The organism is Alkaliphilus transvaalensis ATCC 700919 (genome assembly GCF_000621485.1).
Lineage (GTDB): Bacteria > Bacillota > Clostridia > Peptostreptococcales > Natronincolaceae > Alkaliphilus > Alkaliphilus transvaalensis.
Map to the genome: position 1 here is coordinate 312,889 of NZ_KK211286.1, position 14,396 is coordinate 327,284.

The 14,396-nt window shown below is 41.5% G+C and carries 11 protein-coding genes; 8 read left to right on the top strand and 3 right to left on the bottom strand.

Going from position 1 to position 14,396, the window contains the following annotated elements; all coding sequences use genetic code 11:
- Window positions 1–13 precede the first annotated feature (13 nt).
- The 7 genes from T335_RS0116755 (at window position 14) to T335_RS0116785 (ending at window position 6,916) form a co-directional block, all read left to right on the top strand.
- On the top strand, window positions 14–781 hold the full coding sequence (locus tag T335_RS0116755; RefSeq protein WP_026478560.1) for a LamB/YcsF family protein: 768 nt from the start codon (window positions 14–16) through the stop codon (window positions 779–781).
- Window positions 782–798: 17 nt separating this feature from the next.
- Window positions 799–1,548 (top strand): 5-oxoprolinase subunit PxpB, encoded by a 750-nt coding sequence (gene pxpB, locus T335_RS0116760; RefSeq protein ID WP_034328795.1) that lies wholly within the window; start codon window positions 799–801, stop codon window positions 1,546–1,548.
- Complete coding sequence (locus T335_RS0116765) at window positions 1,541–2,590, top strand: 5-oxoprolinase subunit C family protein (RefSeq protein ID WP_026478562.1); 1,050 nt, start codon at window positions 1,541–1,543, stop codon at window positions 2,588–2,590. The genes pxpB and T335_RS0116765 overlap by 8 nt, the downstream gene beginning before the upstream one ends.
- A 401-nt stretch (window positions 2,591–2,991) precedes the next feature.
- Complete coding sequence (locus tag T335_RS0116770) at window positions 2,992–3,396, top strand: 4Fe-4S binding protein (RefSeq protein WP_026478563.1); 405 nt, start codon at window positions 2,992–2,994, stop codon at window positions 3,394–3,396.
- Window positions 3,397–3,437: 41 nt separating this feature from the next.
- A complete protein-coding gene (locus tag T335_RS0116775) occupies window positions 3,438–5,594 on the top strand; it encodes an aldehyde ferredoxin oxidoreductase family protein (RefSeq protein ID WP_026478564.1) in 2,157 nt (718 codons plus the stop codon).
- A gap of 176 nt (window positions 5,595–5,770) precedes the next feature.
- Window positions 5,771–5,968 carry a sulfur carrier protein ThiS gene (thiS, locus tag T335_RS0116780; RefSeq protein ID WP_026478565.1) on the top strand — a complete coding sequence of 66 codons (198 nt, stop codon included), beginning with the start codon at window positions 5,771–5,773 and terminating at the stop codon, window positions 5,966–5,968.
- Between the two features lie 63 nt (window positions 5,969–6,031).
- Window positions 6,032–6,916: a DUF2268 domain-containing putative Zn-dependent protease gene (locus T335_RS0116785; RefSeq protein ID WP_026478566.1), complete on the top strand. Its 885-nt coding sequence runs from the start codon at window positions 6,032–6,034 to the stop codon at window positions 6,914–6,916.
- Between the two features lie 41 nt (window positions 6,917–6,957).
- Here T335_RS0116785 and T335_RS0116790 read toward each other — a convergent pair whose 3' ends face one another.
- Window positions 6,958–8,523, bottom strand: a complete 1,566-nt coding sequence (locus T335_RS0116790; protein ID WP_026478567.1) for an FAD-dependent oxidoreductase — start codon at window positions 8,521–8,523, stop codon at window positions 6,958–6,960.
- A gap of 255 nt (window positions 8,524–8,778) precedes the next feature.
- Here T335_RS0116790 and T335_RS0116795 point away from each other — a divergent pair, with 255 nt between their 5' ends.
- On the top strand, window positions 8,779–9,354 hold the full coding sequence (locus T335_RS0116795; protein WP_026478568.1) for a YdcF family protein: 576 nt from the start codon (window positions 8,779–8,781) through the stop codon (window positions 9,352–9,354).
- 126 nt (window positions 9,355–9,480) lie between these two features.
- Here T335_RS0116795 and T335_RS21135 read toward each other — a convergent pair whose 3' ends face one another.
- Together T335_RS21135 and T335_RS22535 are read right to left on the bottom strand one after the other, a co-directional pair.
- Complete coding sequence (locus tag T335_RS21135) at window positions 9,481–13,617, bottom strand: NTTRR-F1 domain (RefSeq protein ID WP_034328797.1); 4,137 nt, start codon at window positions 13,615–13,617, stop codon at window positions 9,481–9,483.
- Window positions 13,618–13,925: 308 nt separating this feature from the next.
- Window positions 13,926–14,396: BclA C-terminal domain-containing protein (locus tag T335_RS22535; protein WP_051569373.1), on the bottom strand; the 471-nt coding region annotated here is incomplete at its 5' end.

Consider the following 14,396-nt stretch of genomic DNA (forward strand, 5'->3'; position numbering starts at 1 on the left):
GGGCGGCCTATTGATGTATGTTGTAGACTTAAACTGTGATCTGGGGGAAAGTTTTGGTGATTTTAAAATAGGAAACGATGATGAAATTCTTAAATATGTTACCTCTGCTAATATCGCTTGTGGTTTCCATGCTGGTGACCCTGTAGTTATGGGTAAAACTGTTGTAAAGGCTTTAAAAGAGGGGGTTGCAATAGGTGCCCATCCTGGTTTTCCTGACCTAATGGGGTTTGGTCGAAGAAATATGAATCTGTCATTAGAGGAAATAAAGGCCTATATTACTTATCAAATTGGAGCATTAAATGGATTTTTAACTGCATATGGAGGGAGATTACAACATGTAAAGCCCCATGGTGCTTTATACAACATGGCAGCAAAAGACTATAGTCTAGCCCGTGCAATGACTGAAGCCATTTATCAAATTGATAACGAGATCATTTTTGTTGGCTTAGCCAACTCTTCAATGATTAAGGCGGGAAAAGATGTGGGGCTTCCAGTTGTAGAAGAGGTATTTGCAGATCGTAACTATAATCATGATGGTACACTCGTTTCTCGTAGTTTGGAAAATGCATTAATACATGACACAGAAATCTGTTACCAAAGGGTTATAAAAATGATTAAAGATAAGACAGTTACGTCAATTGATGGTAGAGAAATAAGCATAAATGCCGACACTATTTGCATTCATGGAGACCATCCTAAAGCTATGGATTTTGCAAAGAAGCTAAGGGAAATGTTATTGGTTAATCAAGTAGAGCTTAAGGCAATGGGAGAGATACTTTAAGTTTAGGAGGGGTTTTGATGGATGAGTTGAAGTTTATTCCTACTGGTGATAATGGAATCATCATTGAAGTTGGTAAAGAGATTAACAAAGAGACAAATAAAAAAATTAGAGCCCTAATCTATTGTCTACAAAATGAAGAGGTTAATTTTGCAGAAATAATTGAAATGATTCCCACCTATACAACAATAATGCTTATTTATGACCCAACTATCATTAAGTATAAAGATCTTGTAGCCAAATTGTCTAAAATTGAAGAAAAGATAGAAGAGACTATTTTGCCTCCTGCTAAAGTGGTCCATGTCCCCGTAGTATATGGGGGAGCATATGGACCTGACTTATTAAATGTTGCTAAACATAATCAATTAACAGAAAAGGAAGTCATACAACTACATTGTTCTAACCAATATCTCATATATATGTTAGGGTTCACTCCGGGTTTTCCTTACTTAGGTGGAATGAAGGAAAAAATTGCCACCCCTAGATTAGAAATACCAAGACAAACAATTCCAGCAGGATCTGTAGGAATTGCAGGAAATCAGACGGGGATCTATCCAATTGATAGTCCTGGTGGGTGGCAGTTAATAGGGAGAACTCCCCTTAAGCTCTTTGATCCCGAAAGAAGTCCAGTTGTTTTGTTTCAAGCCGGAGATTATATTCAATTTGAACCAATTACAGAAGAAGAATATAAAAGAATTGAAGGGGCTAGTCGTGTTGGAGAATATCAGGTGAAGGAATCCCTAATGGAAGGGAGGGTGAATCATGTCTAGTATTTTGGTTGTTAATGCTGGTTTACTGACTACCCTGCAAGACGGTGGACGATGGGGCTATCAACAATTCGGTATTCCTGTTGCTGGAGCGATGGATCGCTATGGGTTAGAATTAGGGAATCTACTGGTTGGAAATAGTCGACATGAAGTAGGATTAGAATTTACTTATATAGGACCAACAATAAAATTTTTAGATAAAACCAGCTTTGCCATAACAGGAGGTGACTTTCAACCTCAATTAAATGACAAGAAGGTAAAAATGTATCAAACCCTCTATGCAAATAAAGGAGATATATTAAAGTTTTCAAATCCAATAAAGGGATGTAGGGGATACTTAACGGTGGCTGGCGGCTTCGATGTAGAAGTCGTAATGGGAAGTAAATCTACTTATTTGAGGGGTGGTTTTGGTGGTTTTAAAGGTAGAAAGTTAAAGGAGGGAGATATCATTCCTATTCAACAAATTCCCCTAAATCAAAAACCTACAACAAAAATCATCCCTGTGGATATGATTCCTCAATATGAAAATAGTAAGACAATTCGAGTAATCTTAGGCCCCGAATTAGATCGGTTCCATAAAAAAGGAATTGAAACTTTTCTCAAAGAAACCTATAAATTATCAAACCAGTGGGATAGGATGGGCTATCGACTAGAGGGCGAAAAGATACAGCATTTAGATGGAGCAGATATTATTTCAGGAGGCATTAATCTTGGGGCGATACAGGTACCAGGAGATGGTAAACCCATTATTATGATGGCTGATCATCAAACTACTGGAGGATATACGAAAATTGCCAATGTCATTTCAGTAGATTTACCCTACTTAGCCCAAATGAAACCTGGGGATGAAATTAACTTTAAATCAGTTTCTCTTGAAGAAGCCCATCAATTACTTCGAAAACAGGAGACGAAAATTGTCGATTTACAAAATAGGTTTAATGAAAAAGATAGAGTAATTAGTGGTAGTGCTAATGCCTCTATGAGGATTTTTAACATTACAGTAAAGGGAAAAGAATATCAAGTTATCGTGGAAGAAAGAGAATAGCAATAATAGACTTAAAAAAATTTGAAAAAGAATAGAACATAAAAAGTAGATTAATTCAAGTAAAATGTTAGCCTAAAGGGAGGGTCAAAGACTTATTTCCTTTAGGTTTTATTTATATTTTGGCTTTAACTTCAAACAAATTATTAGAATATTTCATATTGTCTCTTTTGAATAAAAATTTTGTCAAAAAGAAGGTTATCAAATTTCTATGTCGTATAAGTAAAATGATGGAATCGTATAAATTTAAATTTTTATAAAATTTTTATTTGTGGAATAAAGTAAACGATTTCATAAGTATTAATAGAAGAGGACAAAACCTTTAGTAAGATTCTTCCTATATAAGTAAAGGAAGTGAAATTAGTTTCACAGATTATAAATAATCAAATGGAGGTGGTAAGTATATGAAATTATTAGTTAAAAAGGATGAACTTTGCATTGGGTGTGGTGTTTGTGAAGAGGTCTGTTCTAAGGCATACTTCAAGGAAAATAATCGTGAAAAATCATGCATTAAAGTAGAAGCTGGTGAATCAAATACCATCAATGTTTGTAATCAATGTGGGGTCTGTATTGATATTTGCCCAATAATAGCCATCAAACGAGACCCAAAGGGTGTAGTTCGAATCAATAAAAAAGAATGTGTTGGTTGTTTCATGTGTGTTGGTTTTTGTCCAGAATCTGCAATGGGACAACATGATGACTACATAGAACCCTTTAAATGTATTGCCTGTGGTCTTTGTGCAAAAGAGTGTCCAACTGGTGCAATAACTGTAGAAGATCTCGACTTTGAGACAAAGGAGAAGTTTTAAGGGGCAGTGATCTCATTAAATTATTGAAGGGGGCTGAAATGATGGATGTTACTGTTTTAAAAGAAGCTCATAAGCTATTGGCAGAGTATAAATATGAGCCAGCAAAGTTAGATAGAGGATACACTAATAAATCCTTGTATATCAATATTGGTGATAATAGAATAGAAGAAAAGCAAATTTCTGAAGACGTTAAAGAGAAATTTATAGGTGGTAAAGGAGTAGGTCTTCGTTATTTGTGGGATGCGACTAAGCCAGAAACAAAGTGGAACGATCCAGAAAATGAAATTGTTATAGCTGGAGGACCTCTATGTGGAATTACCCAATATCCAGGGGCAGGAAAGTCATTAGTTGTAACCATTTCTCCTATGACTGATCTACCTATCGACAGTAATGTTGGAGGTTATTTTGGGCCATATCTAAAGTTTTCTGGTTTTGATGCCTTAGAACTACAGGGGAAGGCTGAAAAGGATGTTATCATTTTTATAGATGGAAATGAAGGGATTATTAGAATTGAAGAAGCTCCCCTAGAGGCGATTGATGGCCATGTTGTTTCGGAGCAATTAACTGAAATGTATGCTAATTCAGAAGAGGATAAGAAGAACATTTCTGTCATATCGGCTGGTTCTGCTGCAGATCATGTAAATATTGGTCTATTAAATTTCTCTTTTTACGATATGAGAAGACAAGTAGCAAGATTAAAGCAAGCCGGAAGAGGTGGAATAGGTCGAGTTTTTAGAGATAAGAAGATTAAGGCAGTTGTTATTAAGTTTAAAGGGACGAAGGGGAACTTAAATAATCCAGTAGACCAAGCCATCATTAATAAAACTGGAATCAAGCTACATAAACAAATTCATGATCTTGATGATCAGCAATGTAGAATGCGACAAATAGGGACGGCTAATATTATTGAGGTAATGGATGAATATGATTTATTACCTGTACATAATTATCAATATGGATGTCATCCTGATACCAAAAATATAGCCTCTAATGTTTTTATAGAGAAGTTTATTACTCAAGGAATGCCTGATGGATGTTGGTTTGGATGTTCCTTATCCTGTGCTAAGGCAGCGGATCATTTTGAAATTCAGACAGGGCCTTATAAAGGTCACAAAGTTACAATAGATGGGCCAGAATATGAAAATGCTGCTGGTTTAGGTTCAAATTGCGGAATTTTTGACCCTGCCATTATACTCGAAGGAAACTTCTATTGTGATACCTATGGGGTAGATACTATTTCCTTTGGTACAATTGTTGCATTTGCAATGGAATGTTATGAAAGGGGAATTATTGACAAAGAGATTACAGGAGGACTCGAATTAAACTTCGGTAATGGCCTTGCTCAATTGGAATTATTACATCAAATGTCTAGGGGGGAAGGCTTTGGTGTATTAGTAGGAATGGGGGTTAAGAAACTTAAAGAAGTATTTGTAGAGAAATATGGGGCAGACCCAGACTTCTTAAATGATATCGGTATGGAGCAAAAAGGTCTAGAGGTATCGGAATATCTTCCAAAGGAATCTTTAGCTCAGCAGGGGGGCTATGGTTTAACTAACAAAGGGCCACAGCATGACGAAGCTTGGTTAATCTTTATGGATATGGTTAATAATCAAATTCCAACTTTTGAAGATAAGGCAGAAGCCCTACACTATTTCCCAATGTTTAGAACATGGTTTGGGTTAATGGGTATGTGTAAACTGCCTTGGAACGATACAATTCCCCTAAGTAATGCAACTGCAGATGAGCCTGCAAAAATTCCAGAACATGTTCAAAATTACATAAACCTATATAACGGTGTAACTGGTGCAAACATAGATAAGTATGAATTAATCCGTCAGTCTGAAAGGGTTTATAATTTCCAAAGAGTCTTTAATATAAGAAGAGGCAAAGGTCTTAGAAAGCAAGATGCGATGCCATATCGCTCTATGGGGCCTGTTACTAAGGAAGAATATGAATCTAGACAGGAAAGATATGATAAGCAGTTAATTGAACTTTTAGGCTACAATCCTGAAGGGAAAACGACTGAAGAGAAAATTAAGGTCATGAGAGAATATAGACTTGATCAATATGAGCAATTAACTGATGCTGTTTACAAGAGACGAGGTTGGACTCCAAACGGTGTACCAACAGTAGAACACCTTAAGTCAATTGGAATGGACTTACCAGAATTAATTGAAGTTGTAGAGAAGCATTTGTAATAAAGCTAATGTCTATCGTAAAAATTACTTGGCAATTCTAAACTAAGGTGTATGATAAGTAAATTTGCAGTATGACAACATAATCCAAATGACCAAGAAGAAAGATAATAAGATCTGCAGAGTAATAGGTGGAGTGCTTTGGTGCTCCACCTATCATTTAATCGGGAGGTTTTAAGATGATCAAGGTAAATAACAGGGATTCTGAATGGGAAGAGGGCTTAACCATCACGAGGTTGTTAGAACAGAAGAAATATACTTTCCCAAAGATTATAGTCAGTATAAATGAAGAGATTATACCTGCTGATCAGTATGACACTACCATCATTAATGATGGGGATGATGTTAAGGTGATTCATTTGTTGGCTGGTGGGTGATGAAAATAGGTATGACTGGTGAGGAAGCATATATTAACAAACAGAATAATTAGGGGGCGTTTTATGGAAGTTAAATTCATAAACACGATTGAATCAGTGAAAAACTATATTAAAGAAATAGAAAATGGTAATTTAAATTACGATGAATTGTGGGATGAGTTTCTAATAAAGCCTTATTGGAAGGAACTTTCTCAATGGGCACCATATGATTGTTCCTTTATGAAACCATCTCCTATAAAAGATATAGAAAAATTAAAAGAACAGCTAGAGGTATATCAGGAGATTAATTTTAATCTATTAAAGACAGAGTTTAATAAGATTAATAATGCTTTAGTAAAAGAAGACGATGATCCTTTAGTTATTGCTTTCTACCCATTGGATGATTTAAATTTAACTGTTAAAGAACGTCAGAATGGTGTAGTTGGGACTGGTATCTTTGGAAATATAATCATTAACATAAACCCTTTAGCCAATGATTATGAAAAGTGGATACCTTATGTGATAGCCCATGAGTACCATCATTCTGTCTGGGGGCATAATTGGTACGTTTTAAGAGGAAATGTAAGGGGAACTCTGTTAGAAAATATCATAAGCGAAGGACAAGCAGATGCATTTGCAAAGAGTTTGTACGGGCAGCTAGAACCTCAATGGTTAAATAAACCATTAACAGAAGAAAGGGAAAACTTATACTGGGAAAAATACCAGCAGGTTCTAGACAGCACAGATAGGTCATTGCACAATGGTTACTTATTTGGAGATGAATCTATAGGACTACCTTGGTGTATTGGATATTATTTTGGGTATGAAATTGTTAAATCTTTCTTAAGGAATAACCCTCAATTAAGTTTTACGGAATTAATTGATATTGAACCCGATATGATTTTAAATAATAGTAGATTTTACAAGACCTGTCCTCAAACTCAATCATCTAAAAAAGGCTACCTATAAATGGTAGCCCTTACTATTAAAAGCTGATCTTGCTATTTTCTCTAAAAATCATCTTTTATAAGTTTCTCTATAGTATTAACCTCTTTATGTAGGCTCAAAGGTCTAAAGGCAGGTCCTTCGATTACGTCTCCTTTATAGGAGAATCTTGAACCATGACATGGACAATCCCATGACTTTTCTGCAGAGTTCCAGCTTAATTCGCATCCCATATGGGTACAGGTTGTATCTACTACGTGGAGGGATCCTTCTTCATCTCTATAAGCGCCGGCTTTTTGGCCATTAGCTTCGATGATCTTTCCCTCACCTGGTTTAACATCTACATCCTTAGGAATGGGCTCTAGTTTACCATTGATTAACTCCTTTGCCACATTTAGATTTTCAACAACGAAGGTTTTTGCAGAAGCAGTAATTGTCCCTCTTGAAGGATTATAAGCATCCTGCCAAGGATTTTTTTCGTAGAGAATTAGATCCCTTAATATCATAGCCGATGCGATACTGTTGGTCATACCCCATTTGCCGAATCCAGTTGCAACATATAAATTAGGGGTATTTGATGTAAAATGCCCTACATATGGTAAATGATCCATAGTCATGCAGTCCTGAGTAGACCATCGATAGGGAATATCCTGTACTGTGAAGGTTTCATTGGAAAATTCTACTAAAGCTCTATAGTGTTTAATGGTGTCTATCCCTTGACCTGTTTTATGATGTTCTCCGCCAACAATGATCAATTCACCATTATTTAAGGGTTGGCTTCTGAGGGAACGACCAGGTTCTTCAGCTGTGATATACATTCCACCAGGATATTTTTCCTTAGCATTAATGGCAACAGCATATGATCTTTCCGAGTAAATTCTGCTGAAGTATAATCCATGCTTATTGTAGAAGGGGTAGTGGGATGCAATGATGACCTTTTCTGCAGTTACTTTTCTCCCCTCACTTGTACGTAGAACATACTTGTCATTTTCTTCGATATCGACAACTCGACTTTTTTCAAATATTAAACAACCATTATTTGTAATTATTTCTGCAAGTGGAAGTAGGAATTTCCGTGGATGAAATTGTGCCTGATTATCAAATCTCACTGCTGCTTTAACTGGAAAGGGTAAGGGTGTATCCTCTAGAAAAGTTGCTTTTATACCTAGTGAGGCTGCTACCTTTACTTCATCACTGATCTTATCAATGTATCCATCTCTTTGTGTATAGACATAAGCCGACTGGGGGATAAGGTCACATTCAATGTTATTTTCTTGGGCTATTGCTTCAATCATTCGAATAGCAGATTCATTGGCATCTGCATACTGTTTAGCAAATTCTCCCCCTAGGGAGGTTTTAATTTTATTGTATATTAATCCATGCTGGGAGGTGATCTTTGCCGTTGTATGTCCAGTTGTACCTTGTAGGATATGATCGGCCTCTAGAATAGCTACATTAATACCATGCTTGTTGAGTAAATAAGCAGTGGAAATACCCACCATTCCCCCACCAACAATTGCCACATCAACTTTGATATCTTCAGTTAAAGTGGGGTAATCTGTATTAGATGTTGAATCCATCCAATAAGATTGAGGTGGCTTTTTAAAATTTATCTGTTGGTTAATACCCATTCCTAAATTCCTCCTTTAGTTGGTGCCATATTAAATACCCACTATACATTTTATGCCAATAACCTTAAATTACAGATTCTCTTTTATAGATAAGATAGTTAAAAATCTTATATTCTAAAAAGGAAAATCTAACGGCTTGTGTAATATTATATATAACATAGTATTAAATTTTTAAAGATGGAATATACTTCTTCTTTTTAAGGATTTAGATAAGTTTAAATTCTTATAACTAAAGGGAAAGCGAGGAATCTTTACATGAAAAAGGTGATCCTTATAGGGCTATTTTTAATGTTTATATTGATGCTATGGGGGGTAATTCATGCCATTACCATCACAATTGATGGGTTAATAGACGAATTAGGACAGGCTGATGTAGCAGTGGTACTAGGAAATAAAGTTGAGTTAAATGGAGAACCATCAAAAAGATTAAGAGCTAGATTAGATAGAGCCGCAGAACTTTACCATGAAGGTTATTTTAAGTATGTAATTGTAAGTGGTGGAGTAGGAAGGGAAGGTTTCGATGAGGCCAAGGTGATGAAGAATTATCTGGTTAGGAAAGGCGTATTAATAGATGATGTGATAGAGGATAATGAAGGTTATAATTCAATGTTAACCGCTATTAATTCTAAATCTATAATGGAGGATTTTGGTTTTGAGTCGGTAATGGTTATTTCTCAGTATTTTCATATATCAAGAACAAAGTTAGCCTTTAAGAAGGTAGGGGTTGAAAAGGTTTATTCTGCCCATGGTCGAATTTTTGAAATAAGAGATTTTTATTCTATTTTTAGAGAAGTAATAGGATATTATAAATATCTATGGATAAAAGTATAATAGATTTAAGAAAAAAACTGGGTAGATTGCCCAGTTTTTTTATGATTAGATAAATTATTCATTAATTAGATTTCTTAAAGGTGTTAAATAGAAAGAGAGCCTTTTACGACTCTCCTTCACTCATGATTATGAGAAAATAATAAGATTTAGGTTTCTGTTAATTGCATCGGCGCTTGTAACATTCGTAGCAGTAGTAACAATAACACGCACTGTATAGTCGAAATTGCCAGTTGAAGGAGCAGTATCAACATAGGTGCTACCTAAAAGAAATCTTTGAATACCTGAACTTGCAAGGGATCTATTAACGATACGTGTTGAGATCAATGTGGCACCTCGATATAATCTTATTTCAAAAATAACATTGTTATTTGCAGTATTATTGGTTTCAATAGCTAAAGCATAATCTGCTTTAATATTTTGACCGACTATTAATGGGACATTTGGTACTGTTGCAACTGTAATTTCAGTATTTAGAGGGACAGTTGGAGGGTTATAAACACTAATAGAACCGGCGGTATTTACAAAAGCCAAATCAGCAGTATCAGGTCCAGTAGGCCCGGTAGCGCCTGTTGCACCAGTGGCACCAGTAGCACCTGTAGGTCCAGTAGCACCAGTAGGCCCTGTTGCCCCAGTAGGTCCTGTTACTCCAGTGGCTCCAGTAGGCCCGGTTGGTCCAGTCGGCCCAGTAGCACCTGTAGGTCCAGTGGCACCAGTTGGTCCGGTAGCTCCAGTAACACCTGTTGATCCAGTAGGTCCAGTTGCTCCAGTAGGTCCGGTGGCCCCAGTAACACCAGTAGGTCCGGTAGCTCCAGTAGGCCCGGTAGCGCCAGTGGCCCCAGTCGGCCCAGTTGCGCCAGTAGGTCCAGTCGGTCCGGTAGCTCCAGTAGCACCTGTAGGTCCCGTTGGCCCAGTGGCTCCAGTCGGTCCAGTAGCACCAGTAACACCAGTTGTACCAGTCGGCCCGGTAGCGCCAGTAGGTCCAGTGGTTCCTGTCGGTCCGGTTGCACCAGTAGGTCCAGTAGCACCTGTAGCACCAGTGGCTCCTGTCGGTCCAGTAGCGCCTGTAGGCCCTGTTACTCCAGTAGGTCCAGTAGCACCCGTGGTTCCAGTAACACCAGTAGGTCCGGTTGCACCTGTTGCTCCAGCGGTTCCAGTGGCACCTGTTGGTCCGGTGGCACCAGTCGCTCCAGTAACGCCAGTAGGTCCGGTGGCCCCAGTCGGACCGGTAGCACCCGTTGGTCCGGTAGCTCCAGTAACACCTGTTGATCCAGTAGGCCCTGTTGCCCCAGTCGGTCCTGTTGCGCCCGTAGCACCTGTTGCGCCAGTAGCTCCTGTCGGTCCAGTAACACCAGTAGCACCAGTGGCTCCAGTAGGTCCAGTTGTACCAGTAGGCCCTGTTGCTCCAGTCGGACCGGTAGCTCCAGTAACACCAGTAACACCAGTGGCACCCGTAGCGCCAGTGGCACCAGTTGGCCCAGTAGCCCCAGTAGGTCCAGTAGGTCCAGTAGGTCCTGTTATTCCAGTAGCCCCAGTCGGTCCTGTGGTCCCCGTCGGCCCAGTAGCACCAGTGGCTCCAGTAGAGCCCGTAGCACCTGTTGCTCCTGTGGTTCCAGTGGCACCAGTAGGTCCTGTAGCGCCCGTAGCTCCAGTGGTTCCAGTAGGTCCGGTAGCACCAGTAGGCCCTGTTGCACCAGTAGGTCCAGTAGCGCCTGTAGGCCCTGTTACTCCAGTAGGTCCAGTAGCACCCGTGGTTCCAGTAACACCAGTAGGTCCGGTTGCACCTGTTTCTCCAGCGGTTCCAGTGGCACCTGTTGCACCTGTTGGTCCAGTAGGCCCTGTAACTCCCGTAGCGCCTGTTGCACCAGTAACACCAGTTGTACCCGTAGGCCCTGTAGCGCCTGTAGCTCCAGTGGCCCCTGTAGCGCCGGTTGCACCAGTAGCACCAGTGGTTCCAGTAGGTCCCGTTGGCCCAGTGGCTCCAGTCGGTCCAGTTGGCCCTGTAGGTCCGGTAGCACCAATAACACCTGTTGCACCCGTCGGTCCGGTAGCACCAGTGGCCCCAGTCGGCCCAGTTGCGCCAGTAGGTCCAGTCGGTCCGGTAGCACCTGTGACTCCTGTAGCGCCCGTAGCACCCGTTACGCCTGTGGTTCCAGTGGCACCAGTCGGTCCAGTGACTCCAGTGGCACCAGTTGCCCCAGTAACACCAGTAGGTCCAGTAACGCCAGTAGGTCCGGTGGTACCAGTAGGCCCAGTAGCACCCGTTGGTCCAGTAGGCCCTGTTGCGCCCGTAGCTCCAGTAGGTCCAGTCGGCCCGGTTGGTCCAGTCGGCCCAGTAGGTCCGTTAGCTCCAGTAACACCAGTGGCACCTGTTGCGCCCGTAGCTCCAGTCGGTCCGGTTGTACCAGTAGGTCCTGTAGTACCCGTCGGCCCAGTAGGTCCGGTAGCGCCAGTTGCCCCAGTGGCTCCAGTCGGTCCAGTAGCACCTGTAGCGCCTGTTGCTCCAGTAGGTCCGGTGGCGCCCGTAGCACCTGTTGATCCAGTAGCGCCGGTTGGCCCAGTCGCACCAGTAGGTCCTGTTACTCCAGTAGGCCCGGTTGGTCCAGTAGACCCAGTAGCTCCAGTCGGTCCGGTAGCACCAGTAGCTCCAGTGGTTCCTGTCGGTCCAGTAGCACCTGTTGCACCCGTCGGTCCGGTGGCGCCTGTCGGTCCAGTGACCCCAGTAGCGCCGGTTGCCCCAGTAGCTCCAGTAACACCAGTCGGTCCAGTAGCACCCGTTGGTCCAGTAGGCCCTGTGGCACCTGTAGCACCTGTTGCGCCCGTAGCACCTGTTGTTCCAGTAGGTCCAGTAGCACCCGTGGTTCCAGTAACACCAGTAGGTCCGGTTGCACCTGTTGCTCCAGTGGTTCCAGTGGCACCAGTAGGCCCGGTGGCTCCAGTAGCACCAGTTGCCCCAGTAGCGCCGATTGCCCCAGTCGGCCCAGTAGCTCCAGTTGGACCCGTTGGTCCAGTAACACCAGTTGCACCCGTAGGACCTGTTGTGCCCGTAGCACCAGTAGGCCCTGTTGCCCCAGTAGGTCCGGTAGCACCAGTGGCCCCAGTCGGCCCAGTTGCGCCAGTAGGTCCAGTCGGTCCGGTAGCTCCAGTAGCACCTGTAGGTCCCGTTGGCCCAGTGGCTCCAGTCGGTCCAGTAGGCCCAGTCGGTCCGGTAGCACCAGTAACACCAGTTGTACCCGTAGGCCCTGTAGCGCCCGTAGCTCCAGTGGTTCCAGTAGGTCCGGTAGCACCAGTGGTTCCTGTCGGTCCAGTAACACCAGTTGCACCCGTAGGACCTGTTGTGCCCGTAGCACCAGTAGGCCCTGTTGCACCAGTAGGTCCAGTAGCGCCTGTAGGCCCTGTTACTCCAGTAGGTCCAGTAGCACCCGTGGTTCCAGTAACACCAGTAGGTCCGGTTGCACCTGTTTCTCCAGCGGTTCCAGTGGCACCTGTTGGCCCGGTGGCACCAGTCGCTCCAGTAACGCCAGTAGGTCCGGTGGCCCCAGTCGGTCCGGTAGCACCAGTTGGTCCGGTAGCTCCAGTAACACCTGTTGATCCAGTAGGCCCTGTTGCCCCAGTAGGTCCCGTTGGCCCAGTAGCGCCAGTAGGTCCAGTGACCCCAGTAGCGCCGGTTGCCCCAGTAGCTCCAGTAACACCAGTCGGACCGGTAGCTCCAGTAACACCAGTCGGACCGGTAGCTCCAGTAACACCAGTCGGTCCCGTAGCTCCAGTAGGTCCAGTAGGCCCATCATCTGTATCTTCGACTTCAAGTAATGAAACGTCATCTACTATGACATCGGCACTTCCAGCTAATGGAAGTTTGATGATTGTTATAAGAGCCTGAGTAGTACCAAGGGGAGAAGTTGAAGTTACATCATAAATTTCTATCCAAGTACCTTCTTCAACATTTGGTAACATACTAGAATAAATATTAGTAATTAGCCCACTCCCTAGATAATTAAAGGCAGCATCATAATAAGAAATAGAGATAGATACTAATGGACTAGGAGCTATTCCTACTTTTGCAATTGATACAAGAAAGGCTAATTGCTCCCCTGATTCAACTGGTACAAATTGAGAAATAAAGCTATTAACTATTCCCCCAGTTAACCTTGCAGCATATCTTCCAGAGTGAGTATACTGAGATGTTATGGTTGCATTTATAGCTATCCAAGGCGGAAAACTTCCAGTTTCAAATCCGCCATTGACAACTAGATCGGTAAATGACATTATTTTCACCTCTTTTTATAGAGAAATTATTTTATTCGAAAGGGGAGAGAGTATTAAAACTAGATATATAGATTTAACACAAGGAATATAGTTGAGATAAGTCTCCTTCTAGAAATAATATATGTTTTGAAGATATCGTTGTTGCAGATAATAAAACAGTATGATTTGTCTATGATGACAATTGTAAAAAACTGTGGTTTAAAATAAAAGTTGGATGTAATATGACTAGCTATTTAAGATGTAGTTTTTATTAATTAATTCAATTGAAAAAGGGCCTATCGTGAGATAAGCCCTATATTATAAATTTATTAAGCTATTCTTATAATGTTGAGAGTAGCTCCAGCACCAGCTTGAAGGGTGGCAGCACCTAATAAGCCGAATAATTCTAATGTGACTGTTGATCCAGCAGTAAGGGTGGCAGTAAAATCAACTGAGAAGCTTGCAACTGATAATACAGGATTAATAATAGATGGTTCATATGGTGTTCCGTTAATTAGGACTCGGGTACCTAGCAGTAATGCAGCTGTAGTATTAACATTATAAGAAATATAATATCTACCAGCTTCAGTTACTGTAAAGGTAGTATTTCCTGCATTAACAGTAATGTTTTCTAATATCTGGTTGTCAGGAAGTGGTACAGGAGTTCCACCAAGGACAACGCCTATAATTGGGCTTGAAGTATTGGCAGCAAAGGCAGAAGTTTCTGTTACTGCTTCAGCGGTAGGACCAGTAGGCCCAGTAGGCCCAGTGGCTCCAGCAGGTCCAGTAGCTCCAGCAGG

Coding starts and splice junctions, on each gene's coding strand:
- T335_RS0116790 (WP_026478567.1), bottom strand. CDS start 8,523: ATGGGTATTAACCAACAGATAAATTTTAAAAAGCCACCTCAATCTTAT.
- pxpB (WP_034328795.1), top strand. CDS start 799: ATGGATGAGTTGAAGTTTATTCCTACTGGTGATAATGGAATCATCATT.
- T335_RS0116775 (WP_026478564.1), top strand. CDS start 3,438: ATGGATGTTACTGTTTTAAAAGAAGCTCATAAGCTATTGGCAGAGTAT.
- T335_RS0116785 (WP_026478566.1), top strand. CDS start 6,032: ATGGAAGTTAAATTCATAAACACGATTGAATCAGTGAAAAACTATATT.
- T335_RS0116755 (WP_026478560.1), top strand. CDS start 14: ATGTATGTTGTAGACTTAAACTGTGATCTGGGGGAAAGTTTTGGTGAT.
- T335_RS0116795 (WP_026478568.1), top strand. CDS start 8,779: ATGAAAAAGGTGATCCTTATAGGGCTATTTTTAATGTTTATATTGATG.
- T335_RS0116770 (WP_026478563.1), top strand. CDS start 2,992: ATGAAATTATTAGTTAAAAAGGATGAACTTTGCATTGGGTGTGGTGTT.
- T335_RS21135 (WP_034328797.1), bottom strand. CDS start 13,617: ATGTCATTTACCGATCTAGTTGTCAATGGCGGATTTGAAACTGGAAGT.
- T335_RS0116765 (WP_026478562.1), top strand. CDS start 1,541: ATGTCTAGTATTTTGGTTGTTAATGCTGGTTTACTGACTACCCTGCAA.
- thiS (WP_026478565.1), top strand. CDS start 5,771: ATGATCAAGGTAAATAACAGGGATTCTGAATGGGAAGAGGGCTTAACC.